Annotated in this window: 21 protein-coding genes and 1 pseudogene; 7 read left to right on the forward strand and 15 right to left on the reverse strand. The window is 62.8% G+C overall.

Going from position 1 to position 24,072, the window contains the following annotated elements:
* Positions 1-133 precede the first annotated feature (133 nt).
* The 3 genes and pseudogenes from GWC77_RS16385 to GWC77_RS16395 all read right to left on the reverse strand — a co-directional run.
* A pseudogene (locus tag GWC77_RS16385) lies at positions 134-388 on the reverse strand (MFS transporter); the annotation flags it as partial.
* 124 nt (positions 389-512) lie between these two features.
* A complete protein-coding gene (locus tag GWC77_RS16390) occupies positions 513-1,967 on the reverse strand; it encodes a carbohydrate porin (RefSeq protein WP_173258596.1) in 1,455 nt (484 codons plus the stop codon).
* A gap of 516 nt (positions 1,968-2,483) precedes the next feature.
* Positions 2,484-2,687, reverse strand: coding sequence for a hypothetical protein (locus tag GWC77_RS16395; RefSeq protein WP_173258598.1), 204 nt, complete (start codon positions 2,685-2,687; stop codon positions 2,484-2,486).
* Positions 2,688-3,078: 391 nt separating this feature from the next.
* Here GWC77_RS16395 and GWC77_RS16400 point away from each other — a divergent pair, with 391 nt between their 5' ends.
* The 3 genes from GWC77_RS16400 to GWC77_RS16410 are packed head-to-tail and all read left to right on the forward strand — an operon-like array spanning position 3,079 to position 5,981.
* Positions 3,079-4,221 (forward strand): FAD-binding oxidoreductase, encoded by a 1,143-nt coding sequence (locus GWC77_RS16400; RefSeq protein ID WP_173258599.1) that lies wholly within the window; start codon positions 3,079-3,081, stop codon positions 4,219-4,221.
* Positions 4,222-4,228: 7 nt separating this feature from the next.
* Positions 4,229-4,573, forward strand: a complete 345-nt coding sequence (locus GWC77_RS16405; RefSeq protein ID WP_173258601.1) for a (2Fe-2S)-binding protein — start codon at positions 4,229-4,231, stop codon at positions 4,571-4,573.
* A complete protein-coding gene (locus tag GWC77_RS16410; RefSeq protein ID WP_173258594.1) occupies positions 4,563-5,981 on the forward strand; it encodes a (2Fe-2S)-binding protein in 1,419 nt (472 codons plus the stop codon). Before GWC77_RS16405 ends, GWC77_RS16410 begins: the two co-directional genes overlap by 11 nt.
* Positions 5,982-6,014: 33 nt before the next feature.
* On the opposite strand, the gene GWC77_RS16415 is transcribed toward GWC77_RS16410, so the two are convergent.
* The 3 genes from GWC77_RS16415 to GWC77_RS16425 form a co-directional block, all read right to left on the reverse strand.
* Positions 6,015-6,671 (reverse strand): aspartate/glutamate racemase family protein, encoded by a 657-nt coding sequence (locus GWC77_RS16415; protein ID WP_173258603.1) that lies wholly within the window; start codon positions 6,669-6,671, stop codon positions 6,015-6,017.
* Positions 6,672-6,753: 82 nt separating this feature from the next.
* On the reverse strand, positions 6,754-8,079 hold the full coding sequence (locus tag GWC77_RS16420) for an FAD-binding oxidoreductase (RefSeq protein WP_173258605.1): 1,326 nt from the start codon (positions 8,077-8,079) through the stop codon (positions 6,754-6,756).
* Positions 8,080-8,081: 2 nt separating this feature from the next.
* Complete coding sequence (locus tag GWC77_RS16425; RefSeq protein ID WP_173258607.1) at positions 8,082-8,816, reverse strand: cupin domain-containing protein; 735 nt, start codon at positions 8,814-8,816, stop codon at positions 8,082-8,084.
* A 399-nt stretch (positions 8,817-9,215) separates the two neighbouring features.
* On the opposite strand from GWC77_RS16425, the gene GWC77_RS16430 reads away from it, so the two are divergent.
* Positions 9,216-9,905: a 2OG-Fe(II) oxygenase gene (locus tag GWC77_RS16430; RefSeq protein WP_367949056.1), complete on the forward strand. Its 690-nt coding sequence runs from the start codon at positions 9,216-9,218 to the stop codon at positions 9,903-9,905.
* Between the two features lie 50 nt (positions 9,906-9,955).
* The gene (locus GWC77_RS16435; protein ID WP_173258709.1) at positions 9,956-10,612 is read left to right on the forward strand and encodes a phosphoribosyltransferase; all 657 of its coding nucleotides are present in this window, start codon (positions 9,956-9,958) and stop codon (positions 10,610-10,612) included.
* A gap of 28 nt (positions 10,613-10,640) precedes the next feature.
* Here GWC77_RS16435 and GWC77_RS16440 read toward each other — a convergent pair whose 3' ends face one another.
* The 9 genes from GWC77_RS16440 to GWC77_RS16480 all read right to left on the reverse strand — a co-directional run bounded on the left by GWC77_RS16440 (position 10,641) and on the right by GWC77_RS16480 (position 22,517).
* On the reverse strand, positions 10,641-12,329 hold the full coding sequence (locus GWC77_RS16440) for a SpoVR family protein (RefSeq protein WP_173258611.1): 1,689 nt from the start codon (positions 12,327-12,329) through the stop codon (positions 10,641-10,643).
* Positions 12,319-13,593 (reverse strand): YeaH/YhbH family protein, encoded by a 1,275-nt coding sequence (locus GWC77_RS16445; protein ID WP_173258613.1) that lies wholly within the window; start codon positions 13,591-13,593, stop codon positions 12,319-12,321. The genes GWC77_RS16440 and GWC77_RS16445 overlap by 11 nt, the downstream gene beginning before the upstream one ends.
* 125 nt (positions 13,594-13,718) lie before the next feature.
* A complete protein-coding gene (locus GWC77_RS16450; RefSeq protein ID WP_173258615.1) occupies positions 13,719-15,641 on the reverse strand; it encodes a PrkA family serine protein kinase in 1,923 nt (640 codons plus the stop codon).
* 502 nt (positions 15,642-16,143) lie between these two features.
* Complete coding sequence (gene rbsK, locus GWC77_RS16455; RefSeq protein WP_173258617.1) at positions 16,144-17,118, reverse strand: ribokinase; 975 nt, start codon at positions 17,116-17,118, stop codon at positions 16,144-16,146.
* Positions 17,119-17,147: 29 nt separating this feature from the next.
* On the reverse strand, positions 17,148-18,167 hold the full coding sequence (locus GWC77_RS16460; RefSeq protein WP_173258619.1) for a LacI family DNA-binding transcriptional regulator: 1,020 nt from the start codon (positions 18,165-18,167) through the stop codon (positions 17,148-17,150).
* 106 nt (positions 18,168-18,273) lie between these two features.
* Positions 18,274-19,281 carry an ABC transporter permease gene (locus tag GWC77_RS16465; RefSeq protein ID WP_173258621.1) on the reverse strand — a complete coding sequence of 336 codons (1,008 nt, stop codon included), beginning with the start codon at positions 19,279-19,281 and terminating at the stop codon, positions 18,274-18,276.
* The gene (locus GWC77_RS16470) at positions 19,278-20,861 is read right to left on the reverse strand and encodes a sugar ABC transporter ATP-binding protein (protein ID WP_173258622.1); all 1,584 of its coding nucleotides are present in this window, start codon (positions 20,859-20,861) and stop codon (positions 19,278-19,280) included. Before GWC77_RS16470 ends, GWC77_RS16465 begins: the two co-directional genes overlap by 4 nt.
* 176 nt (positions 20,862-21,037) lie before the next feature.
* Positions 21,038-22,015, reverse strand: coding sequence for a sugar ABC transporter substrate-binding protein (locus GWC77_RS16475; RefSeq protein WP_173258624.1), 978 nt, complete (start codon positions 22,013-22,015; stop codon positions 21,038-21,040).
* Positions 22,016-22,235: 220 nt separating this feature from the next.
* A complete protein-coding gene (locus GWC77_RS16480) occupies positions 22,236-22,517 on the reverse strand; it encodes a hypothetical protein (RefSeq protein WP_173258626.1) in 282 nt (93 codons plus the stop codon).
* A 344-nt stretch (positions 22,518-22,861) separates the two neighbouring features.
* On the opposite strand from GWC77_RS16480, the gene GWC77_RS16485 reads away from it, so the two are divergent.
* A complete protein-coding gene (locus tag GWC77_RS16485; RefSeq protein WP_173258628.1) occupies positions 22,862-23,305 on the forward strand; it encodes a hypothetical protein in 444 nt (147 codons plus the stop codon).
* Positions 23,306-23,435: 130 nt separating this feature from the next.
* Positions 23,436-24,038, forward strand: a complete 603-nt coding sequence (locus GWC77_RS16490) for a YSC84-related protein (protein ID WP_254367000.1) — start codon at positions 23,436-23,438, stop codon at positions 24,036-24,038.
* Positions 24,039-24,072: the final 34 nt, after the last annotated feature.

Genomic DNA, 24,072 nt, shown 5'->3' on the forward strand with positions numbered 1-24,072 from the left:
GACGGGGGACTGCTCGGCGCGGCGTGGCGGCAGCGGTTCCGGGCTACGCCCTTCACCGCTGCCGCCACGCCAGTACTCTCATCCTGATTGACGCGCTGCTCTCATCTTGTTTGACGCGCGGCACCGCACCCGCCATGAGTTGTCTGCGCGATCTCTGGTCCGCCCAGACACCGAGCAACATCGAAAGCAACAAGAACGGCAGTGTTTGGGCGGTCTGCAGCCAGCCGGTTTGTCCAGCCCCCGCGCCGAGGGCGAAGACCGCAACGAGCGGCGTCGCTGCGAGACCGATCTGCTCGGCCGACTGAGCGGCCAGGTTGGACCATGCGAGCCGATGAAATGCAGGCGAAAGACGAGTGACGGGAGATTCGGAAGCGGTGCGAACGGACATTTTGTGATCTCCGGCTATCGAGTCACATCGATGTTCGCTGTCGCCGCTCATATCTACGAGCCGATTCTTGCTCTCCCATTCACTCCAGGTCGATCACCCGCGAAGGGTGCGTGTGCCGCCGCAATCAGAAGGTGATCGTCGCGCGCGCGCCGACGACGAACGTATTGCGCAAGGGGCGCGCCGGGTCGTTCGGATTCTGGCCTGCGCCCGCGTTGAACGTGTATTGCGCGTCAGCGGCCAGCATCCACCATGGTGTGACCTGATACTGGTAGGTCGCCTCGACAGTCGTTTCGCGCGTGCGCACGCCATAGGGGCCGCCGCCGAATGCTAGCTGATCGCGGTCAAGCGACGTGACATGGTTGCCGACTTGGATGTAGGTGACGGCGAGGCCGACGCTGTCGTTGTCCCGGCCCTGGAACGGGGCCTTCAGCACGAGGCCGGCATTGGCCGCGAAGCTCACGAGGTTTCGATCCCCGGGCGCGCCCATTACGCGCGCGAAAACGCCGAGGCTCTTCGGGCCCGACGGGTCGGGGCGCCAAATCATTTGATCGGCGACGGCATAGAAACTGTAGTCGCCGTGACGCGACTGCGCGGTACCGGTCGAAGCGGGATTGGCGAGCGACAACCCGTCGACGCCCATGCGCTGATCGGCGAAGTGGCCGTTGTGATACCAGACGCCGATCTTGTACGTACCCGGCAGGCCGCCGGAGCGTCCGGTGTTCGCATCGCCGTCCGAAGGCGGATTGAGCGCGTACTGCAACTCGCCGATGTAAAGGGCGCCGTTGTGCAGATTGAAGTTCGTACCGCTGAGGTTGTTCGGGTTGTTGCCGAGCGGATCGCCATCGAATACGCCCGCCAACGCGGTGACAGACGGTGCCAGTTGCGCGCGCACCCGCACGCCGAGTGCGGCGAGCGGATAGGCGGGGCCGCCGTTGGGCAGATCGTACGAGGGCAGTGCGGGCCACCCGAACATCGTATTGATGAACGTATTGGCATACGTGCTGCCCATGAATTCCTGATCCAGGCTTTGCTGGCCAATCTTCACGTCGACACGCTTGTCGAGGAACGACTGCTGGTACCACAGCTCCCACAGACGCGTCGTGGCCTGCGCCTCGATGCCGCTCGCGGTGTTGAGTGTGCCGAGGTTCGAAGTGCTCAGATTGCGGCCGTGAATCTGCAGCGCACTGGCGTTGAATGTGCCGCCCGGTAAGCCGATCGCTTTTTGCGTATCGACCGAGAGCGTCATCGTCGTCAGACCATCGTACGCGCCACCGCGATTTAGCCCTCCGCGGAGGTTCGCGAGGTATTCGCTGGTCTCGGTGATCTGCAGCGTTGCTCCGTACTTGCCGAGCCACGGACGGATTCCGCCCATGTCGCCAAGCAGCGTATCGCGTGACCAGATGTCGGTCGGCTTCGCCTGGCTGGCGGCGTCCGCTTGCGCTGCCTTCGGTTCGGCATCGGCTTGCGTATCCGCAAAAGCGCCGGTGCTCGCGAGGCTGGCGTAGAAAGCGACGGCTGCGCACGCAGCGCGGCGCACTGGATGACGAAAGCGTGCGCGAGCGGATAGCGCAAATCTCATTTTTTTCCCTGCATCGATTCGATTGACGTGTGAACGAATGCGCGCCCTGGCATGTATGTGCGACGGAAACGCAGTGCGGGGCATCGTAGAGGTTTCGCAACGCGAAGTCAATCCAAACGAGAATCGTTTGCGTTTATTCGGCCGGGCGTGAAATGTTACCGACTCAGAACCATTGGGCCAGCCCGTAGGGCGCACCATATCGGCCGCCGGCCGGCCAGCGTTCAGGAGCGGGCTTTTTCGCACGCGGGGGGAGTTCGCTTGTCGGGAGTGCGTTTCGCACCGCTGCGGCACGCGCCGGGGCTGGGCGCGCTACCTTGCATTAGGGCTGCTCGACGACAGCGGAGGTCAAGAATGCGCATTTCGGTATGGATGGCGGGCACCGTGTTCGCATTATTGTTGGCGTCCTCAGGTGCGCATGCGCAAGCGGCACCGACGACCGGCGGAACGGCTTGCGCGCAGCTGGGACGAGCGCAACCGTGTGCAACGAGTGTACGGCTGAGGCGTTGCTCAGCGAGGCTACGGCGCGATGCGGCGCGGGATCGACGATGCCAGCGTGAAGCGCGATTGAGCGAGCAGCGGTTGCATGACGAACGCATTGACGAGCAGCGGTTGCATGACGAACGCGTTGACGAGCAGCGGTCGCATGAGGAACGCGTTGACGAGCAGCGGTTGCATGAGGAACGCGCTGACGAACAACGGGTGCACGACGAACGCGTTCACGAACAGCGGCTTCGCGACGAACGCGTTCGCGAACAGCGGTTGCGGGCGGAACGCCGACGAGGTTAGCTGCCGGCGAGCGTACGCTACTCAAAAGCGGACATTTGAACTTAGCGAAAAGCGGACATTACAACTTAGCTGCTACAGCCCGAAAAGTTGATAATTCGCGTTATGTCAAATCAAGGACGGGCATCCCTCCATCATCTCGGGTTGACCCGTCCCGGATCATCGATCGCGAAATCACGCTCGCCCCACGTCTGGAAAGCCGCGTTTGCAAAGTGGTGAAAGCAAGCCGAAAACACATCGGAACTGCTGAATTTCGCTTAGTTTCCCGCAAAAGCTAATGCGTCGAGGGATATACCATTTCGGTTGAGTACCTGACTGGAGACGCCGGATGAAGCAATTTGCTTCCACCCGCCCCGACGTACTGGTAGTCGGCGCAGGACTGGTCGGCTCCGCCGTCGCTTACGGGCTTGCGCGCGAAGGCGCGAAAGTAACCGTGCTCGACCAGGGCGACGATGCTTTCCGTGCATCACGCGGCAATTTCGGACTCGTGTGGATCCAGGGCAAGGGCTATGGCCTGACGCCCTATACACGCTGGTCGCGCGATTCCGCGGCGCGCTGGCCGACGCTTGCGGCGACGCTCGCGGACGAGACGGGCGTTGATGTCGCCCTGCGTCAGCCCGGCGGGTTCCACTTCTGTTTTTCCGAGGATGAGCTGGCGGCACGCGAAACGCGCCTTTCGACGCTGCGGCGCGAAATGGACGGCGACTACCCCTATCAGCTGCTCGACGCGCGCGAAGTCCGCGAGCGACTACCTGCGGTTGGGCCAGCGGTGCTCGGCGCGAGCTATACGCCGATGGACGGCCATGTGAATCCCTTGAAACTGCTGCGCGCGCTGCATGCCGGCATGCAGCAGCGCGGCGTCAGGCTGGTGAGCGGCGAGAACGTGTCACGCATCGCGCCAAACGGCGCAGGTTTTACGGTGCACGGTGTTCGCGGTACCTGGCGCGCAGACAAGGTCGTGCTCGCCGCGGGACTCGGCAATCGAGCGCTCGCGCCACAGGTGGGACTTCATGCACCGGTTGAGCCGAACCGCGGACAGATACTCGTCAGCGAGCGTGTCGCGCCGTTTCTGCATCACCCCACGCTGAACGTTCGGCAAACCGATGAAGGCACCGTGCAGTTCGGCGATTCCATGGAAGACGCAGGCTTCGACGACTTCACCACAACCCGCGTGCTCGCCGACATCGCGCGTCGCGGCGTGCGCACGTTCCCGTTCCTGAAGGACGTGCGCCTCGTGCGAATGTGGGCCGCCCTGCGTGTCTATAGCCCGGACGGTTTTCCGATCTATGACGAGTCGCCCCGCTATCCCGGCGCGTTCGTCGTGACGTGTCACAGCGGCGTGACGTTGGCCGCCGCCCATGCGGCGCGCATCGCGCCGTGGATCGCCGGCGCGCCGACTCCGGAAGAGCTGCCTGCATTTTCCGGCAGTCGCTTCAGCCTTGCCAGCGCCATTCCGGTCCCAGCTCACTGATCTCGCCATGACATCCAAACCGTTATTCAAGACTTTGTCCGACGCTGATGCGCCAGTCCACATCTGGTTCAACGATCGATCGATGCGCGTGCCCGGCGGCCGGTCTGTGGCGGCTGCGCTGCTGACAGCAGGAGTCTCGCGGTTTCGTGCAACGCCCGTCGGCGCTTCGCCCCGCGGGCCCTACTGCATGATGGGCGCGTGCTTCGACTGCCTCGTGGAAATCGATGGCGTGCCGAGCCGGCAGAGCTGCATGGTCACGGTACGCGACGGCATGCGCGTCCGCTCTCAGGAGGGCGCACGTGAACTGCCGCCTGTCGTCGCCCAATCGCCGGAGCACGTCCGTGAGCGTTGAAAACGTTGCTGAACCCGCCCACGAACCGGTCGATGTCGTGGTCGTGGGCGCAGGCCCGGCGGGGCTCTTGGCCGCCGCGCGCGCGGCGAGCGCGGGACTTTCGGTCGTGCTGCTCGATGAACAGGACGCCGTCGGCGGCCAGATCTATCGTGCCATCAGCCATGCCGACGCCCGTCGCACGGACATTCTCGGTCCCGACTACGCGGCAGGCGCAGCCATTGCCGACGCGTTCACCCGCTCGGGCGCACACCACGTCGCCAATGCATCCGTGTGGCAAGTGACCCGGGAGCGCTGTGTACATTATCTGAAGGACGGCAAGGTCGGCAGCTTTCAGGCGCAGCGCATCATTCTCGCGACCGGTGCATTGGAACGCCCGTTCCCGATTCCAGGCTGGACATTGCCGGGCGTGTTGACTGCGGGCGCCGCGCAGATACTGTTGAAGAGCGCGGGTGAAGTGCCGGCGCAGCCGCCCGTGTTGGTCGGCTGCGGCCCCCTGCTCTATTTGCTCGGCTGGCAATACACGCGCGCTGGCGTGCCAATTCGCGCGCTCGTCGATACGACGCGCCACGAAGACCGCTGGCGCGCGAAGCGCTACGTCCTATCGGCTCTGCGCGCGTGGCCTTTGCTCAGCAAGGGCCTGCAGTTGATCCGCACGCTGCGCGAAGCTGGCGTGCCGATCCATGAAGCGGCCGACGATCTACGCATCGAGGCGAAGACGGATGAAGACGGCGTCGAGCGCGCCGCCGCGCTCAGTTTCACAACGCACGGGCGCCAGCATCGCATCGACGCTAACTTATTCCTGCTGCATCAGGGCGTCGTGCCGAACATTCAGTTCCCCCTTTCGTTGCGTGCGCAACATCGTTGGGATGAGGCGCAGCTGTGCTTCGCACCGGTTACCGATGTCTGGGGCGAACTGGACGTGCCCGGCATCTTCATCGCCGGGGATGGCGGCGGCATTATCGGAGCGCAGGCGGCGGCCGTCCAGGGCGCCCTCGCCGGGCTCGCTGTGGCCGAGCAGCTCGGCGCGATCGACCTGTCCACGCGCGATCGCGAAGCTTCGAGCCACCGCCGCAAGCTCGCTGACCTGAAGCGCATCCGCCCTTTTCTCGACAGCCTGTACCGGCCGCGCGACGCAAACCGTATTCCGGCCGACGACGTCATAGTCTGTCGCTGCGAAGAAGTCACCGCGGGCGAAGTGCGCGGTTTCGTTTCCTTGGGTTGCCTGGGGCCCAATCAGGCGAAATCGTTCGGGCGCTGCGGGATGGGACCTTGTCAGGGGCGCATGTGCGGGCTGACGGTAACTGAAATCATCGCGCGCGCACGCGACGTCGCACCCGAGACGGTCGGCTACTACCGCATCCGCCCCCCGATCAAACCTGTCACGCTCGGAGAACTGGCGGGCGACTGAGACCCAGCGCCGCGTGTCGGGCGCATTGTGTGATCACGTCGTTCCAAGCGCGCGTTTGAGAGCAGCCACACCGCTGCGCGGACTAGAGAGCACTGGAACTCGCACCGCTCCCAATTGCGGCACGAGCCGCGCCATCGAAACCTGCGCCAGCACGACGACGTCGACCTGCTCTGCCAGTGTCGAGATCGCGCGCTTCAGAATTTCGTCGTGCCGGGCGCCGTCCCCGCTGATGAGAGCCTCGAACGCACCCTCTGCAATCCGCTCGGTCACTTCGACCGTGCGGCCCAGTTCGTCGGCCTTCTTTTTAACCAGTCGAACGGTCGGTTCGAGCGTGGTCGATACCGTTGCGATCACCCCAATGCGATGACCGACCGAGCTCGCCTCTTCTGCCATCGCCTCATCGATTTTCACGATCGGCGTGGTGACGAACTGGCGCACCGAGTCGACAGCTTCGCCTACCGACGAGCACGCGTTCAAGATGATATCGACGTGCATCGCCTGCGCATTGGCCATGTACGAATGAATCCGGCTCGTAACTTCCGGAGTCAGATGGCCGGCTGCCCGCACGTCAGCGAGCACGCTATCGTCGACGATGTTGATAACACGCGCCCCGGGGATTTGCTCGCTGATTTGCTCTTTGATCGGTTGGACCGTGACCAGTCCCGTGTGAACCACGGCAATTGTCGTCATAGTTTGATGCGGCTCGTAGCAGGTTGCGGTCATCCGACGCGACGTAAGGTAGGGGCGACTGTACAACGTGTCGCGGACGCATCTAGAAATCGGCGACCTTGCCCCACGCCGAATCGCTGAACCGGCTCGGCCGATACGGTTTGGGGTCCACGATCGGTACAGCACCGGTAGCAAGATCCGCGATCAAGTGGCCGGCGCCGGGACCAATGCCGAAACCGTGTCCCGAAAAGCCTGCTGCCAAAATCAATCCCGGCATGCCCGGCACTTCACCAATACCCGGAACACCGTCCGGCGTGCTGTCGACGAAGCCGGCCCACGCGTGGGTGACCTTTGCTCGACCAAGTTCCGGCAGCAGATCGATGGCTCGGCGCTGCGTTTCCCTGATCGTCGGCAGGTCCGGTTTCGGGTCGAGAATGCGCACGCGCTCCATGGGTGTCGGCGCATCGACCCGCCACCGCTTCAATGTTTCATGCCCACCTCGCATACCTTCCAGGCCTCCCGGCAGGAGGTTGCGCCAGCGCTTGGCGAACATCGGCACGAACTGCGGCGCGAATCGCATGAACTGCGGCGTGACATCCACGCGTGCGCGGCCGCTGATGGCCAGTGCGTATCGTCCGTCGCTGCGGCGCGTAACGGATACGCCCGAAGTAAACAGAGCGTCCGGCAATGGATGCTCCACGGGAGACACGCTAAGGATGGATTGGCGGATGGAGGCCTGCGGAAAACGGATGCCGAGCTGGCGGCAGAACGAGGACGCCCACGCGCCTCCCGCTAGCACCACGGTTCTCGTCTTGATGACGCCGGCTTCCGTGATGACGCCGCTGACCCGACCGCCCTCCAATTCGAGGCCGCGGGCCGCACACTGCTGGTGAACGCTGCCACCGAGCTTCATGAGTGCGGCTGCCACGGCCGGCGCAGCCTTGGCAGGGTCCGCCGTGCCATCGCTGGGGGAAAAGACGCCGCCTTTCCAGGCGCGGCCGGTCGCCTGCCCTCGCTCGGCGGCTTGCCGGCTATCGAGCATGTACGTCGTCACGCCGGCGGTCTTCGCAAAATCATGCCAGTTGGACCAACGAGAGAGTTCGGCCTCGTCGTTGCTGAGGTACAGCAGGCCGCAGCGACGAAAGCCCGTGTCTTCACCGGACTGCATCGCAAATTGCTCCCACAGGTCGAGGCTCTTGCTGGCAATCGGCAACTCCCGAGCGTCGCGATTCTGCTGCCGGCACCAGCCCCAATTGCGACTCGACTGCTCGGCGCCGATCCTCCCCTTCTCGATCAAGGCGACCGACACCCCGCGCTGGGCCAGGTAGTAGGCCGAGAAGACGCCGATGATGCCACCCCCGATCACCACCACATCAGCCGCGGCCGGCAGCGTGGGCGAGGTTTGAATGTGTTGCAACGGAGGAGACATGATCAGTTTCGCTCGATGGGAACCCGGAGGTTTTGAATCGCGTAAAACTTCGCCACGCGCTCGCGGCTTTCCCATCCGATCGGTGCGCCTTGCGGCACGAAGAGCGCGTCGCCGGCGCCGAGCGACAGCGTGCTGCCGTCTGGAGCGGCGAACCGAACGCTGCCGGTTAGCAGATGCATGAACTCGTTCACGCGATGCGACCGGACGATCCGATGGTAAGGCGTCGAATCCCACGTGCCAGCGAGGTACTGTGCGCCATCGTCGGTGAAGACATTATCGCTACGGCATTGCGGCGCGGGGCCTAGCAGTATTTCCGCCGGTAGCGACGCGGAGGCCTTGAAGTCGGCGTCGGCCCGCAAGGGGATCAGTCCGCGCTTGGTCGGTTTCTCGCAAGCGGCCACGCAGAACACGAAGCGCACGCGAGACTCGGCCTGGACGCGAAGCGCTGTACCGGCCGCGATGACCGCACCCGCTTGCGGGCCGAGCACCAGCGGAGTCTCTCCAGCTGCTTGCAGCGTGAGGCTTCCTTCGACTACGACGATGGTTTCAATATGAGGAAACCTTGTAATGTCGAGCTCGCCAATGAAGCTTGCCCGACCCGCGGCCATCGAGTCCGGTCCTTCCCACGCGATCTCGCGATGTCGTGCAAACGGGTCGTCGTTGCCGAACGCCGCCCTGCGGAACGAGGTTGAAAGCGGTGCACCGTCCCCACGGTGCAGCACGAGTGCCACGGTCATTTTTGCTCCTGTTCATTGCGCGATTTCCGAACTTGCAGCCTGATCTAGCTCGTATCTGTAAAGCGAAGTCAATTTATCGCGTAACAGGCGGCGCGTGCGGTTGTTCGCGACGAACAAACCGCATGAACATTACGTTTTTGCCGGCGCATGCGGAATTTTGTGCTGCGTTGCCATCGGTGCCGCGGCTCACGGGCGAACCGCTCGGAGTCGGGCGATCGGACGAAGAACGAAACAGCAAATTTCGGAGCGTTGGCGGCGCGCTGGAGCGGTACATTGAACCTTTCCAGGCCATTCTTGGAGGCTGCATTGGCCACGCCACCGTACCTGTCCGCCGTTGCCGAGGCAGCGTTGGAGGCCGACGACAACGTTCCCGGCGAATGTCCATCAACGCAATCGCGCATCCAGACGCTCGATTGGCCCGCACTTTCGGAAACGCTCGACGAAGCGGGTGTTGGCGTCATCCCTCGCCTGCTGTCGGCCTCGCAATGCGAAGCGCTACGCGGCCTCTATAACGACCCAACGCACTTCAGAAGTCGTGTCGTGATGACGCGCCACGGGTTCGGTCGCGGCGAATATCAGTATTTCAGCTACCCGTTGCCCCCTCTTCTCCAGATGTTGCGCGAGACGCTCTACGCGTTTTTGGCTCCAATCGCAAACGGATGGAACGAGCGGCTCGGAATCGGCACCCGTTATCCTCGTACGCACGCGGCGTTCATCCGTCGCTGCCACCACGCGGGTCAAGTGCGCCCCACTCCCTTGCTACTGCAATATGCCGAGGGCGACTACAATTGTCTGCATCAGGATCTCTATGGCGAACACGTTTTTCCGCTTCAGGTTGCGATCCTGTTATCGCAGCCCGGGCGAGATTTCACCGGCGGAGAGTTTGTGCTGACCGAACAGCGTCCGCGCATGCAGTCGCGCGTCGAGGTCGTTCCGCTTGTGCAGGGCGACGCCGCAATATTCGCTGTCAGCCATCGCCCTGCAAAGGGCTCTCGTGGCGCCTATCGGGTCAATATGCGTCACGGGGTGAGCCGCTTGCGGTCGGGGCACCGGCATACGGTCGGCATCATCTTTCATGACGCGCTCTGAGCGTCAGGCGTTCATGCTGCAAAAGCCGATCGACGGATGGTCCGATGTTCATGCACGCATTGTTCAAAAACCGCGCCGAAGCCGGCCGTATGTTGGCCGATCGTTTGAAAGACACTACGTCCCACGACGCGGTCGTGCTTGCACTGCCGCGCGGCGGTGTGCCGGTCGGCGCCGAGATTGCTCGCGCGCTCGGCCTTGAGCTCGACGTGATGCCCGTTCGCAAATTGGGCGTGCCAGGGCAACCCGAACTCGCGATGGGCGCGATTGCTCCGGGTGGCGCCCAGTTCGTCGATCGCGAGATCATGCACTCGGCGCACGTCTCACAAGCCGCATTCGAAAAGGTGTTGGCAGAAGAACAGGCAGAGCTCGCTCGCCGGGAAACGCGCTATCGCGACCATCGCCCGCCCGCTTCCGTGGAAGGAAGAACCGTGATTCTCGTGGATGACGGTATGGCGACCGGCGCCACGATGCGCGCCGCCTTGAGCGCGCTGCGACAACGCAACCCGGCCCACGTGATCGTTGCGCTGCCTGTCGCGCCGCTGGGCGCCGAGTCGGATTTGACGGATCTCGCAGACGAATTCGTCTGCATTGCCCAGCCGGCTCTCTTTTTCAGCGTCGGGCAACACTACGACGAATTCGATCAAACGAGCGACGAGGAGGTCCGCCAGCTCCTCGGCGATGCCAACGACCGCATGTCGGACGCTTAGTCCGTCGCGTTCCGGAAACGAGCGGCGATCAGAGCCTCAGCTCGGGCGCCGTATATCGGCACTCGTACCGCTTGCGCACGGTCCCGTTCTCGTCGGCGCTTTCCAGATAGACGTCGAACTGCCAAAGCCGGGCCATATGTCTGAGCACTTCCTCGGTGTCGCCCGACAAGTGCCGGTTATCGCTCATGAAATGTCGCAGCGTTAAACTCCGGTCACCGCGGGTGTTGACCGACCAGACCTGGATGTTTGGCTCGCGGTGGTGCATGTCGTATTGCCGCGACAATGACTGACGCACGTGCTGATAGCCGCTCTCGTCGTGAATCGCCGATACTTCCAGCGTCTCGCGCGTATCGTCGTCGAGCACCGAGAAGAGCCGCATATCGCGGATCAATTGCGGCGAGAGATACTGCGCGATGAAACTCTCGTCCTTGAAATTGCGCATCGCGTAGTGCAGCGTCTGCAGCCACGGGGATCCGGCGATGTCCGGAAACCACTTGCGGTCCTCTTCGGTGGGCGCCTCGCAGATGCGGCGTATGTCGCTCATCATCGAGAAGCCCAGCGCATAAGGGTTGATCCCGCTGTAATACGGTTTCGTGACGGGGGGCTGATAGATGACGTTGCTGTGTGAATGGAGGAACTCCATCATGAAGCCGTCTTCGAGCAAGCCCTGGTTGTACATCGTGTTGAGCAGCGTGTAATGCCAGAACGTGGCCCAGCCCTCGTTCATGACCTGAGTCTGCCGCTGCGGGTAGAAGTACTGCCCGATCTTGCGCACGATGCGGATCACTTCCCGCTCCCACGGTTCGAGCAGCGGCGCGTTCTTTTCGGCGAAATAGAGCAGATTCTCCTGCGGCTCGGGCGGATAGCGCTCCTCTTCTTCCGCAGCAAGCGGCGTGTGATGCGCGGGCAGCGTTCGCCACAACTCGTTCACCTGCGATTGCAGGTACGCTTCGCGATCGCGGCGCAATTCGGCCTCTTTCGCAAGCGAGGGTTTCTGCGGCCGTTTATAGCGATCGACGCCATAGTTCATCAGTGCATGGCACGAATCGAGCAGTTCTTCCACGCGGTCGAGCCCGTAACGCTCTTCGCACTCGGCGATGTAGTTCTTCGCATAGACGAGGTAATCGATGATCGCGTGCGCGTCGGTCCAGAGCTTGAAGAGGTAGTTGCCCTTGAAGAAGGAGTTGTGCCCGTAGGCGGCGTGCGCGATCACGAGCGCCTGCATCGTCATCGTGTTCTCTTCCATCAGATACGCGATGCAAGGATTCGAATTGATGACGATCTCGTAGGCAAGCCCCATCTGTCCCCGGCGATAGCTTTTTTCCGTCGAAAGGAAATGCTTGCCGAACGACCAATGGCGATAATTGACCGGCATGCCGACGGACGCATAGGCGTCCATCATCTGCTCGGCGCTGATGAGCTCCAACTGGATCGGATAGACATCGAGCTGGTACTGCTCGGCGACTTGCGCAATATGCGTGTCGTACTCTTCGATCAGCTCGAAAGTCCAATCGGACGGCCACGGCAGGGGTCTGCGGTCGGCAACGTTCATGCGAGGTTCCTTCAGCTGCACAACGGGCGCCTCGACCGGGCGGCGCGCCGGCTCGGTCTCGGCGTGCTGCTTGCCTTGCTCGTGCGACCCGCTTGCGTGCGAGCCTTTGCGGCGACGCTCCGGCTGATATCCGCGCGATTCGTTATGCAGATGCTTAGTAGTCATGCGATGCCACCTGCTTTTCGAACAGCTCCCTGAACACAGGGTAGATATCGGCTGCGGCATCCACCTTCTTCATTGCAAGATGCGGCTGCGTCATGGCCAGCTGCGCATACTCCACCCAGAGATTCTGCTCTTCGGGCGCGACTTGAATATACGCGAAGTAACGAACCTTTTGCAGGATGTCGTCCTGCAAAATTCGACGGCATTTCGGCGAATCGTCCGTCCAATTGTCGCCGTCGGACGCCTGTGCGCCGTAAATGTTCCATTCGGTCGGCGAATAGCGCTCGTCCATGATCTTGCGCATGAGTTCGAGCGCGCTCGACACGACGGTGCCGCCGCTTTCCGTCGAATGAAAGAAGGTGTCTTCATCGACTTCTTCCGCCCGGGTATGGTGCCGGATGAAGACGACTTCGATCTTTTCGTAGTTCCGCTTCAAGAAGAGGTAAAGCAGGATGAAGAACCGTTTCGCGAGATCCTTGCGCTGCTCGTCCATCGATCCGGAGACATCCATGAGGCAAAACATGACCGCCTGACTCGAGGGCTGCGGCTGTTTGACGCGGTTGATGTAACGCAGGTCGAATGGATCGATGAAAGGGATGCGCCAGATGCGGCCCCGCAAATGATGGACCTCGTCCTCGAGGAGCCGGATTTCCTCGCTGTTGTCTCCCGGCTCGTTCTTCAGCGCTTCGAGCTGCTGCTCGAGCTCACGGAGCTGATTGACGAGCGGTGCGCCAAGGGCAATGCGGCGCCCGAGCGCACTGCGCAGCGAGCGAACGACATCGATATTGTTCGGCGTTCCCTCCGCCGCCCAGCCCGCGCGGATGTTCTTCCACGTAGGCACGGCAAGCAGATGCGTTTTGACGAGCCGCGGCAGCTCGAGATCGTCGAAGAAATACTGCATGAATTCTTCGCGCGAAAGCTCGAAGACGAAGTCGTCCTGCCCTTCGCCCTCGTTGCTGGCCTGGCTGCCACCGCCTCCGCTGCCGCCGTTCGGGCGCGGAATCTTGTCGCCCCGCACATAGTCTTCATTGCCGGGATGCACGAGCTCGCGCTTGCCGGCCGAGCCGTGCCGGAACATAGGTTCGGCGATATCCTTGCGCGGAATCGTGATGCTCTGCGTGCTTTGAATATCCTTGATGCTGCGATCGCGCACCGCCTCGGAAACAGCCCGCCGAATGTAGTTCTTTACGCGGCGCAAAAAGCGTTCGCGGTTCGCAATGCTCTTGTTCTTCCCTGCCAGCCTGCGGTCGATGATTTGGTGAAGCACATCCAGTCTCCCGCTTCAATTCCTCAAAGCGGTGCGCGCAGCCGCCGGGCAGACGGCATGCCTGCCCACCGCGCGTACCGCGAAACGCCCGGCCGGCGTCGGCCCGCCGGGCGCTGCGCCCTTCGTTACGAGGACTTGCGCACCCGCAAGTACCAGTCGCACAACAGGCGTACTTGTTTCGGCGTGTAGCCTTTCGCAACCATCCGATTGACGAAATCTTCGTGCTTGCGCTGCTCCTCGGCCGAGCCCTTTGCATTGAACGAAATGACCGGCAACAGTTCCTCGGTGTTCGAGAACATTTTCTTCTCGATCACCACGCGCAGCTTCTCGTAGCTGATCCACGCCGGATTCTTGCCGCCGTTTGCCGCCCGTGCCCGCAACACGAAATTGACGATCTCGTTGCGGAAATCTTTCGGATTGCTGATGCCGGCCGGCTTTTCGATCTTTTCCAGTTCGGCGTTCAACGCGGCGCGATCGAAGCTTTCGCCCGTGTCGTGATCGCGGAATTCCTGATCCTGAATCCAGAAGTCGGCATACGTGACGTAGCGGTCGAAGATGTTCTGACCGTACTCCGAATACGATTCGAGGTATGCGGTCTGAATCTCTTTGCCGATGAATTCCGCGTAGCGCGACGCCAGCACATCCTTCACGAACGACAGATACTTTTGTTCGGTCTCCGGCGGGAACTGCTCCCGCTCGACTTGCTGCTCGAGCACATACATGAGGTGAACGGGATTCGCCGCGACCTCGGTCGTATCGAAGTTGAACACGCGCGAGAGAATCTTGAATGCAAAGCGCGTGGACACCCCTGTCATACCTTCGTCGACCCCGGCGTAGTCCCGGTATTCCTGATAGGACTTCGCCTTCGGGTCGGTGTCCTTCAGGTTTTCGCCGTCGTAGACCTGCATCTTCGAGAAGAGATTCGAGTTCTCGGGCTCCTGCAAGCGCGTCAGCACGGAGAACTGCGCCATCATCTTCAGCGTGCCGGGTGCGCATACCGCGTCGGCCAGCGAGGAGTTGCGGATCAGCTTCTCGTAAATCTTGATCTCTTCCGAAACCCGCAGGCAATACGGCACCTTCACGACGAAAATCCGGTCGAGCAATGCCTCGTTGTTGCGGTTGTTCCTGAACGCCTTCCATTCGGACTCGTTCGAGTGCGCCAGAATGATGCCGTCGAACGGTATCGCCCCGAAGCCTTCCGTACCCTTGAAGTTGCCTTCCTGGGTCGCCGTCAGCAGCGGGTGGAGCACTTTGATCGGCGCCTTGAACATTTCGACGAATTCAAGCAACCCTTGATTCGCGAGACACAGGCCACCCGAGTAGCTGTAGGCGTCTGCATCGTCCTGCGCATACTGCTCGAGCTTGCGGATGTCCACTTTGCCGACGAGCGAGGAGATATCCTGATTGTTCTCGTCGCCCGGCTCGGTCTTCGCGATGCCGATCTGGCGGAGGACCGACGGATACCGGCGCACGACGCGAAACTTGCGGATGTCGCCGTTGTACTCGTGCAGGCGCTTGACCGCCCACGGGCTCAGAATGCTTTTGAGGTAGCGGCGAGGAATGCCGTACTGCTCTTCGAGGATCGGGCCGTCCTCGTCGTAGTCGAAGAGCCCGAGCGGCGACTCATTGACCGGCGAGCCCTTGATCGAATAGAACGGCACGCGTTCCATCAGTTGCTTGAGCCGCTCGGCGATGGACGATTTGCCGCCGCCCACCGGCCCCAGCAAGTACAGAATCTGCTTTTTCTCTTCGAGGCCTTGTGCCGCGTGACGGAAGTACGCGACGACCTGCTCGATCACATCCTCCATCCCGTAGAACTCGCGGAATGCCGGATAGACCTTGATGACCTTGTTCGCGAAGATCCGCGACAGCCGCGGGTCGTTGCGTGTATCGACCTGCTCCGGCTCCCCGATAGCCGTCAACATGCGTTCGCTGGCAGTGGCGTACGCGGCGGGATTGTCTTTGCAGAGCGCGAGGTACTCCTCAAGCGAGAACTCTTCCTCTCGCGTTTTTTCGAAGCGGTTCGCGAAACTGCTGTAAATATCCATGCTCCCTCCTCGCCCAAGTATGCGGTCGATGTCGTCTCCAGGCCACTATACCGAAACGACCTCGCTCGAATTCATCCTAAACCCTTTTAAATTATTTTTCACGGCTTACGTTGTTCACGTGACTACTAACTTGGAGATGCGACCGCGCTCGCCTACAATCTACGTCCGCGATGTAGCGTGCCTCTCGCTCCTCTTTCGCTCCCACCTTCGTATACGTTGCAGGTGTCGCGTTCGTCGACACATGTACGCTTCCGTTACAACTTTTCGCGTTGGAGCACCCTCCGCAAAAATGGCGGGCGGCGCCGCGCTGCTTGCGTCCCCATTTAGGGCGGACGCTAACGCGAACGCGTCGTGTGCAGGTGTGAGCCAATACGTTTCGTGCCGCCTCCGCGTGCTCTGCTCTATCTGATTTAACGGCCGGCGCGAACTTGCGCTTAAGCGATTTCCGAGGACGCGCCCCCCCGAGGAAACCCGCGGCGGGGCGGTATTGGCGAGGGGGGAATCAGCAAGCCGCTGCGTCGAGCTCGGCGCGCGTTGGAATCGAAGGCTGCGCGCCCGCGCGCGTCACGGAGATCGCCGCAGCGCGTTGTGCGAAACGCAGTGCTGCATCGGTGCTGGCGCCTTGCGCAAGCTGCGCGGCGAATGCGCCGATGAATGTATCGCCGGCCGCGGTGGTGTCGACTGCGGCCACACGCGGCGCCGGTACGTGGACCGGATCATCGCCGCCGAATGCCGCCACCACGCCCGCGGAACCCAGGGTGATCAATACATTGCGCGCACCTTGGGCCACGAGCGCCTGCGCCGCCACGACCGCGTCTCGAGGTGAGCCGATCGGCAAGCCCGTGAGGGTTGCCGCCTCCAACTCGTTCGGAACGAGGTAATCGACGAGTGGCAGCCACTGCGCCGGCAAAGGCCCGGTGACGGGTGCGGGATTCAGAATGACCGTCTTGCCGAGCCGGCGAGCTGCCGCAAGGGCAGCCATGACGGTCGCGGGCGGAGTCTCGAGCTGGCACACGACGACATCCGCCCGGGCCAGCACCGCTTCGTGCCGCGCGATATCGTCCGGCGTCAGCGCGCCGTTGCTGCCGGCGACGATGACGATCGAATTGCGGCCGCCATCGTCGACCAGAATCAGCGCGACGCCGGTAGGCGTCGAAGGCGTCGCGACAAGTGCGGCGCAGTCGATTCCTTCCGATTCGAGGCCCGCGCGCAGCGTGGCGCCATTCGAATCGTCGCCGATTCGGCCGATCATCGAAACCTGAGCGCCGAGTCGCGCCGCCGCGACGGCCTGGTTGCCGCCCTTGCCTCCCGGTACCTGCGCGAACGTCTGTCCGGCGAGCGTTTCGCCCGGCAGCGGCATGCGCGCAACCCGCGCGACCAAATCCATATTGAGGCTGCCGACCACCGCCACGCGCGCCGTGGCGCGCACCTGGCCCGGCACAACGTGTGCGTTCGCCGGCCCGTTCGCTGCTGTCATCCTGTTGTTCTCCGTCGAGATTGGCGGGCCTATACGTACTGCGCCGCGCCCGCATAGACCGCGGTCGATTCCCGCAGCACGAGGCGCGGCGAAACGACGCGACGCTGAGTCGGCCCCGACATCGAACCGTTGATCCGAGCGATCAACATTTCGGCCGCGGCCTCGCCGAGCGCGCGCACCGAATGCCCCACCGTCGAAAGCGCCGGATAAGTATAAGCGGCGAGTTCGATGTCATCGAAACCGATGATCGAGCATTGGCGCGGCACCGCAATGCCGCGTTCCGCCGCGACACGCAATGCGCCGATACCCATCATGTCGTTACAGGCGAAGATCGCGCTCGGCCGCACGGTATCGAAAAGGCGCCCCGCCGCATCTTGGCCGCCAGGGCCCGAGAAATCGCTTTCGACGATGGCCGACGGCTCGATCTCGATACCGCGCTCGGACATCGCCCGAATGAAGCCATGCACACGCATGGCGCTGACCGCCGTCGAAACCGGCCCCGAGATGCATCCAATTCTGACGTGTCCGAGTTCGAGCAAGTGGCGGGTCGCGAGATAGGCACCGCGTTCGTGATCGATCTGGACGAGATCGGCGGCGAGCCCCTGGATATTTCGATCGACGACGACGAGCGGCTCGCGCGCATCGGCAAGACTGGCCGCCAGCACCGCATCTTCGCCGGCCGATGCGATGATGAGTCCGTCGATGCGCTTTTCCTGCAACACGCGCAGATAGTTGCGCTGTTTGGCCGGATCGTCGTCCGAATTGCAGAAGAACATGCAGTAGCCCTCGCGCGCGCAGCCGTCCTCGATTCCGCGCGCCAGTTCGGCAAAGTACGGATCGCTGCTATTGGGCACGACGAGCCCGATCGTGGCGGTGGTCTTGGCCTTCAGGGAACGCGCCACGGCGGAGGGCACGTAGTTGAGTTGGCTGATCGCGCGCTCCACTTTCGCGCGCACATCCGCGGACACCGGCCGCGTGTTGTTGACCACGTGCGAAACCGTGGTGAACGACACGCCGGCGATGGCCGCCACATCCTTGATCGTTGCCATAACCCGTTTCTCTCTCGCTTGTTTTTCTTTGCCGCGGTCAAACCGCCTTTGTGCCCTGTTCTCTTTGCCCCGCCGCGCATCGCCTGCCGCGGCGGAACACGCTCTCTCAACTGCGTTTGCGGCTTCGGTAGGTGTCGAGCACGACCGCAACCACGATGACGGCCCCCGTGATGATCCGCTTCGTCGGCTCGTTCGCGCCCACTTGCGCGAGACCGGCCGCCAGCACCGAAATGATCAGCACGCCGAAGAAGGTGCTGATAACGGAACCGCGTCCGCCCATCAGGCTCGTGCCGCCTATCACCACGGCCGCGATGACCTGCAACTCCGCGCCGGCGCCCGCATTGGGATCGGCCGCTTCAAGCCGCGACACCTGAAAAAGCGCGGCAAGTCCGGAGAGCGCGCCCATCAGCGCAAACACCGCGACCTTGTAGGGCCGCGGATCGACGCCAGCCAGCCGCACCGCCTCCTCGTTCGTGCCGATGCCCACGAGGTGGCGGCCGAAAACAGTGCGCGTGAGCACGACCTGCGCGGCGATCATCACCGCCACCGCGATCAGGAAGGCCGGCGATATGCCGACCGCGATCGGGTTCGACAGGAAATCGAACGCATCGCCGATATACGCCGTGCGCGAATTCGTCATCTGATAAGCCAGGCCGCGCGCCGCTTCCAGGACGCCGAGCGAGACGATGAACGACGGAATCCGCCAGCCGACCGTCACCCCGCCGGTGATCGCGCCGGTCAATGCCGCGGCCGCCATGCCGGCGAGCGCGGCCGGCACAGGCGGCCAGTGCCATTGGAGCGCAGCGACGCTGACGACGGATGCGGACAGCGCCAGCACGGAGCCGACCGACAAATCGATGCCCGCGACGATCAGCACGAACGTCATGCCGACCGACATGACGACGAGGTCGGGAATCTGGTTGGCGATCGTGCTGAACGTATCGTAGGTCAGGAAGTGCGAGCTCAGCAGCGAAAAGAGCGCAACCATCACGGCCAGCGCACCCGCCAGGCCGAGGTAATTCGAAAGTCCAAGCCGAGTGCCGCCCGGCTTCACGCTCGGCGTCTCGTCAGCAAGGACAGGCGCACCGTCGGGGCGCGCGGATGGATCGGTCATGAAGCACTCCGTGCATTTCGTTCATGATCGGGAGCCGTTGGGCGAGTCCCCTTCATATGTCCTGCGAACGCTGCGGCGAGCAGCGCGTCCTGGCTCCATTCGTCGCGCTCGAACATGCCGGTCAAGCGCCCTGCCGACATGACGGCGATTCGATCGCAGATCAGCATCAATTCACGCAGATCGCTCGAAACGACGACGAGCGCGCGACCTTCGCGCGCGAGCGCCCCCATCAACCCGTAGATATCGAACTTCGCGCCGACGTCGATGCCCCGCGTCGGTTCGTCGAAAAGCAGCACGTCCGCCTCGCGCGCGAGCCAGCGCCCGATCACGACTTTTTGCTGATTGCCTCCCGATAGCTCGCCCACAGGCTGGGTCGGCCCGCTCGCGCGTACGCGAAGCGCGTCCATCTGGGTGCGCGCGAGCGCCTGCTCGCGCCGCGCGTCGATGAAACCCCAGCGTGCCACGCTTCCAATGTTGCCGAGCGACACATTGGCGGCGATCGAATGCGGCAGCAGCAGGCCCTCGCCCTTGCGATCCTCGGTGATCAGCGCAATGCCGTGCCGTACCGCATCGGCTGGCGAGCCGATATGCACCGGTGTCGGGGGCCGGCCCACTGCGATCGTGCCGGAATCGGCCCGGTCTGCGCCGTAGATGAGCCGCATGAGCTCCGTCCGACCGGCACCGATCAGACCGCTCACGCCCAGTATCTCGCCTTCCCGGACCTCGAACGACACGTCATGCACGACGTCGCCGCGTCCCAGCCCTTGCACCTTCAAAAGCGGCGCGCCGATCCGGCGCTCGCCGAGGTCGATGCGCTCGCCGATGACCCGCCCGACCATCAGCGTCACGAGCCGCTCGCTCGAGACGTCGGCCATCCGGGCTGTATGGACAAGTCTGCCATCGCGCAGCACCGCCACGCGATCGGCAATTCGCGCGAGTTCCTCGAGCCTATGCGAAATGTAGACGATCGCGACGCCATTCGCCTTCAGGCGCGCAATTTGATCGAACAGCAGGTCGACTTCGCGATCCGTCAGCATGGCGGTCGGCTCGTCGAAGATCAGCACACGCGTGTCGCCGATCAGATTGCGCGCGATCTCGACCATTTGCTGATGGCCAATGCCGAGCGCGCCAACGGGCGTGTCGGGATCGATCGAATCGAGTCCGACTCGCGCCATCGCGCGGTGTGCGTCCCGAGCCAGGCGCCGGCGGTCGATCCAGCCGAGGGCATGCGGCCCGCGGCGCGGCAAGTTGTCGAAAAACAGGTTCTCGGCGACCGTCAGCGTCGGCAACAGGTTCAACTCCTGCATGACCATCCGCACGCCGAGCGCCTCGGCTTCGCCGCGGCTCGCCGGCGCATAGGGCTTGCCGCCGAGCCGCATGGCTCCGCCCGTGGGGGCGACGAGGCCACCGATGATTTTCGAGAGCGTGCTTTTACCGGCACCGTTCTCGCCGGTCAAGGCCAAGACCTCGCCTGAGCGAAGCGCAAGCGTCACATCGGACAGCACCGGCTCGGCATAGGTCTTGCCGATCCCGCTCACCGCAAGCACTGCATCTGTATCGTCTGCGTCGGTCGAATCCATCGCGATCCTGTTCTCGAGGCCGCCCATCCCATTCCGGCGACATCGTGCGCCGCGCTGGCCTGTCGCATCACGCCTATTCTCACGGATAACGGCACCGGCGCGCGATACTTGAGTATTCGACTGAGGAGTGGGCCGGGCCGCGAGGGCGGCCCGCTGAGGCTTGAGCCGCGTTATTGTTACTTGACGACGCCGGCTTTGGTGACGAGGTCCACCGGCGTTTCGACGACGCTCGACAGGTCGGCCTGCTTCTTGTGCTCGGCAATCGCCTTGAGCGCCGTGTCGATGCCGAATACGGCTTGCTTGGCGGCGTATTGGTCGGCAGTCGCGAGGATCCGGCCATCCTTGAGCATCGGCTTGATGGCGCCGATGTTGTCGTAGCCCACCACGTAGACCTTGCCTTGCTTGCCTGCCGCGCGCACGGCCGAGACGGCACCGATCGCCATATTGTCGTTGCCGCACAGCAACGCTTTCAGGTTCGGGTACTGGTTGAGCATGGCCGAAGCAATGGCATTGCCCTTGTCGATCTCCCATTCGCCGGACTGGACCGAGACGACCTTGGCGCCGACTTTTTGCATCGCGGCCTTGAACCCTGCGGTGCGTTGCTGAGCATTGGTGGTCGTCGAAACGCCTTCGATGATGCCGACTTCGTCACCCGCCTTGAGTTTCTTCGCGAGTTCGTCGCCGACCTTCTCGGCGCCCTTCGCGTTGTCCGGACCGACGAACGGTACATTCAGGTCCTTGGACTTCACTACGTCGGGATCGAGCCGATTATCGATATTGACGACGATGATTCCGGCATCGACGGCCTTTTTGACGACCGGTACGAGCGCCTTGGAATCGGCCGGTGCGAGCACGATCGCATCGACTTTCGAATTGATCATTTGCTCCACGATATTGATCTGCGCCGCCGTATCGGTCTCGTTCTTGATACCGTTCGTAATCAGCTCGAACTTGCCGGCATTGTGCTTTTGATAGTCCTTCGCGCCGTTTTCCATGGTCAGGAAGAACTCGTTCGCGAGCGATTTCATCACGAGCGCCACTTTCGGCTTATGGGCCGTTTGCGCGGCTGCATCGGTGGCAGCGAACGGCGCGGCGGCGACAGCAACGAGGCTGGCCGCGACGGCAAGCATGCGGCGACGGGTGCGATGAACCATGAGCTTCTCCTTTTTTCGCATATTGTGATCGGCTCGCTAAAGCCTGGATTTTCGATTCGAACGTACGCTCGAAATCACCGGTATCGCCGTGCGATATGCGGGCGACGATATTTTGCGCGAAAAACCGCGCGCAACGCGCGATCCGGACCCCATATGCTGGACCGTTCCGCGGGCGCGCGCAAGGAGAAAGGGAAGAAGCCTCGTTAAAGTTGAAGCTTGGTCAAAGTTTATCGACGGAAGAGCCCTCGACTTTGCCGTCGATGATGTCGCGGGCGTACTGCAAGCCGATCTTGTGGGCCGCGATCTGATCGTCGAGCGGTTCGTGCTCCGGCACGCCGAACATTTCGGATTTGCCACGCTCGCCGCTCGCATTGCGAGAAATCATCACGACGATGTCGAAATGTCGCGGCGCGCTTGGCGCCTCGTCCGGCTCTTTTGCACGCCGCAACGCCTGCACGCCGATCGAAAACCCTTTGTACTGTTCTGTGAATGGTTCCGACATGGACCGAACCCCCGTGCGGTTGCACATAGGTTGAGGGCGACTGCCCGCCGAGCCCGCGAAACCCTCGCGCAGGCCTCCGGTGTAGGCTGCACGCAAAAGCTGTTCCGCGTGTGGATGAAGGCTGGGCTGTGGGCGGTGCCCCGATGACTGCATCCTGCGGGCGGTAAATAACAGAGAATTTGAAGAAATTACGCGCTCCTTTCGCCAAGCGGCCCGACTCCCGCGACGATTCGTCGCATTTCTTCTATGATGACTGCCAAGACGGCCCGCTACCCCCTACACCGATAAAGACGCCATGGGCCGACGTCTCGTCGTTGATGCGTAAAGCATAGCGGAGGCAACGAATGGCATGGAGACAGAACCGGTGGTTCAAGCGCTGGGTCGTCACGATCCTGGTTTGGGCCGTACCGGTGGCGCTCGTGGCGGTGCACGAAATTCGCGAAGAAATGGCTTACAACGTCGTCGATCGCGATCGTGCGCTGACCACCTGGGTGCTCGACGACGCGCAACGCGCGGCCGGCGCTACGGCCCGCTGTCACGGCACGCCGGACGAGGCGCGTGCCGCCGGCTGCCCGAGCGACGTCCTGGCGGCCAACGCGCCGCGCCAGCAAGCCGCGATCGACGAATATATCGTGCGGCGCAACACGCTTGCCAGTTATCTTTGGCACGCTTTCGTCGGCTACTGGGTCGTGCCGGCAGCCTTTCTCTTCGCATTGGGTCTCGTCGTGGCCGGCGTCAGGCGCGCACTGCGCCGCCCGCCCGTGCCCAAACGCCCGGTGGCTCACTGACGTGAAATCGGGACAGGTACGGGCATGCACCGTGCTTGTTACCTCGACACGCGCAGAATGCGCGGGATCGACGCTTCGTCCAAACCTGCCGTCGAAGGTTTGACCGACGGATCAATACGGAGAATGAGCCATGAACAAACAACAACGCTTCATGCTGAAGGCGGCAACCGCGGTGGTGGCCGGCGGCCTTGCACTCGCGGGCTGTACCACGACCACGAACAACGGCAGCCCGACGGCGCAAAGTCCAGGCAGCACGTCGTCGAAGCGCCAGGAGATCAATAGTGGCGTCGATGCGGCGTTGTCGCGGATGTACGCGCAGGTGCCCGGCTCCCGTGATCTGGTCTCGAGGGCGCGCGGCGTCCTGGTATTCCCGAAGGTCCTGCAAGCAGGCTTCGTGGTCGGCGGCGAATTCGGCGAAGGAGCGTTGCGTACGGGCGGTACGACCCAGGGCTACTACAACCTGATCTCCGGTTCGTTCGGGCTGCAGGCTGGGGCTCAATCGAAAACGGTCGTCTTTCTCTTCATGACCGATGACGCGCTCAAGGCGTTTCAGCAGCGCCAGGGATGGTCCGTAGGAGGCGACGCCTCGGTCGCGCTCCTGAAGATGGGAGCCAACGGCGCCGTCGACACCACCACCGCCACCAAGCCCGTCCAAGTCATCGTCATGACCAATGCAGGCCTGATGGGCGATCTCTCCCTGCAGGGCATGAAGATTTCCCGCATCAATCTCTAAAGCAGGCGTTTTGCCCTAGCGCGGCGCGCTCGCG

Origin of the sequence: Paraburkholderia sp. NMBU_R16 (assembly GCF_013282575.1) — a bacterium.
GTDB lineage: Bacteria > Pseudomonadota > Gammaproteobacteria > Burkholderiales > Burkholderiaceae > Trinickia.

What these genes read in the sequence shown, in the direction of transcription:
- GWC77_RS16440 (WP_173258611.1), bottom strand. Translation starts at nt 12,329, where the DNA reads ATGACTACTAAGCATCTGCATAACGAATCGCGCGGATATCAGCCGGAG.
- GWC77_RS16485 (WP_173258628.1), top strand. Translation starts at nt 22,862, where the DNA reads ATGGCATGGAGACAGAACCGGTGGTTCAAGCGCTGGGTCGTCACGATC.
- GWC77_RS16490 (WP_254367000.1), top strand. Translation starts at nt 23,436, where the DNA reads ATGAACAAACAACAACGCTTCATGCTGAAGGCGGCAACCGCGGTGGTG.
- GWC77_RS16400 (WP_173258599.1), top strand. Translation starts at nt 3,079, where the DNA reads ATGAAGCAATTTGCTTCCACCCGCCCCGACGTACTGGTAGTCGGCGCA.
- GWC77_RS16475 (WP_173258624.1), bottom strand. Translation starts at nt 22,015, where the DNA reads ATGGTTCATCGCACCCGTCGCCGCATGCTTGCCGTCGCGGCCAGCCTC.
- GWC77_RS16405 (WP_173258601.1), top strand. Translation starts at nt 4,229, where the DNA reads ATGACATCCAAACCGTTATTCAAGACTTTGTCCGACGCTGATGCGCCA.
- GWC77_RS16470 (WP_173258622.1), bottom strand. Translation starts at nt 20,861, where the DNA reads ATGGATTCGACCGACGCAGACGATACAGATGCAGTGCTTGCGGTGAGC.
- GWC77_RS16415 (WP_173258603.1), bottom strand. Translation starts at nt 6,671, where the DNA reads ATGACGACAATTGCCGTGGTTCACACGGGACTGGTCACGGTCCAACCG.
- GWC77_RS16480 (WP_173258626.1), bottom strand. Translation starts at nt 22,517, where the DNA reads ATGTCGGAACCATTCACAGAACAGTACAAAGGGTTTTCGATCGGCGTG.
- GWC77_RS16465 (WP_173258621.1), bottom strand. Translation starts at nt 19,281, where the DNA reads ATGACCGATCCATCCGCGCGCCCCGACGGTGCGCCTGTCCTTGCTGAC.
- GWC77_RS16425 (WP_173258607.1), bottom strand. Translation starts at nt 8,816, where the DNA reads ATGACCGTGGCACTCGTGCTGCACCGTGGGGACGGTGCACCGCTTTCA.
- GWC77_RS16460 (WP_173258619.1), bottom strand. Translation starts at nt 18,167, where the DNA reads ATGGCAACGATCAAGGATGTGGCGGCCATCGCCGGCGTGTCGTTCACC.
- GWC77_RS16390 (WP_173258596.1), bottom strand. Translation starts at nt 1,967, where the DNA reads ATGAGATTTGCGCTATCCGCTCGCGCACGCTTTCGTCATCCAGTGCGC.
- GWC77_RS16435 (WP_173258709.1), top strand. Translation starts at nt 9,956, where the DNA reads ATGCACGCATTGTTCAAAAACCGCGCCGAAGCCGGCCGTATGTTGGCC.
- GWC77_RS16420 (WP_173258605.1), bottom strand. Translation starts at nt 8,079, where the DNA reads ATGTCTCCTCCGTTGCAACACATTCAAACCTCGCCCACGCTGCCGGCC.
- rbsK (WP_173258617.1), bottom strand. Translation starts at nt 17,118, where the DNA reads ATGACAGCAGCGAACGGGCCGGCGAACGCACACGTTGTGCCGGGCCAG.
- GWC77_RS16450 (WP_173258615.1), bottom strand. Translation starts at nt 15,641, where the DNA reads ATGGATATTTACAGCAGTTTCGCGAACCGCTTCGAAAAAACGCGAGAG.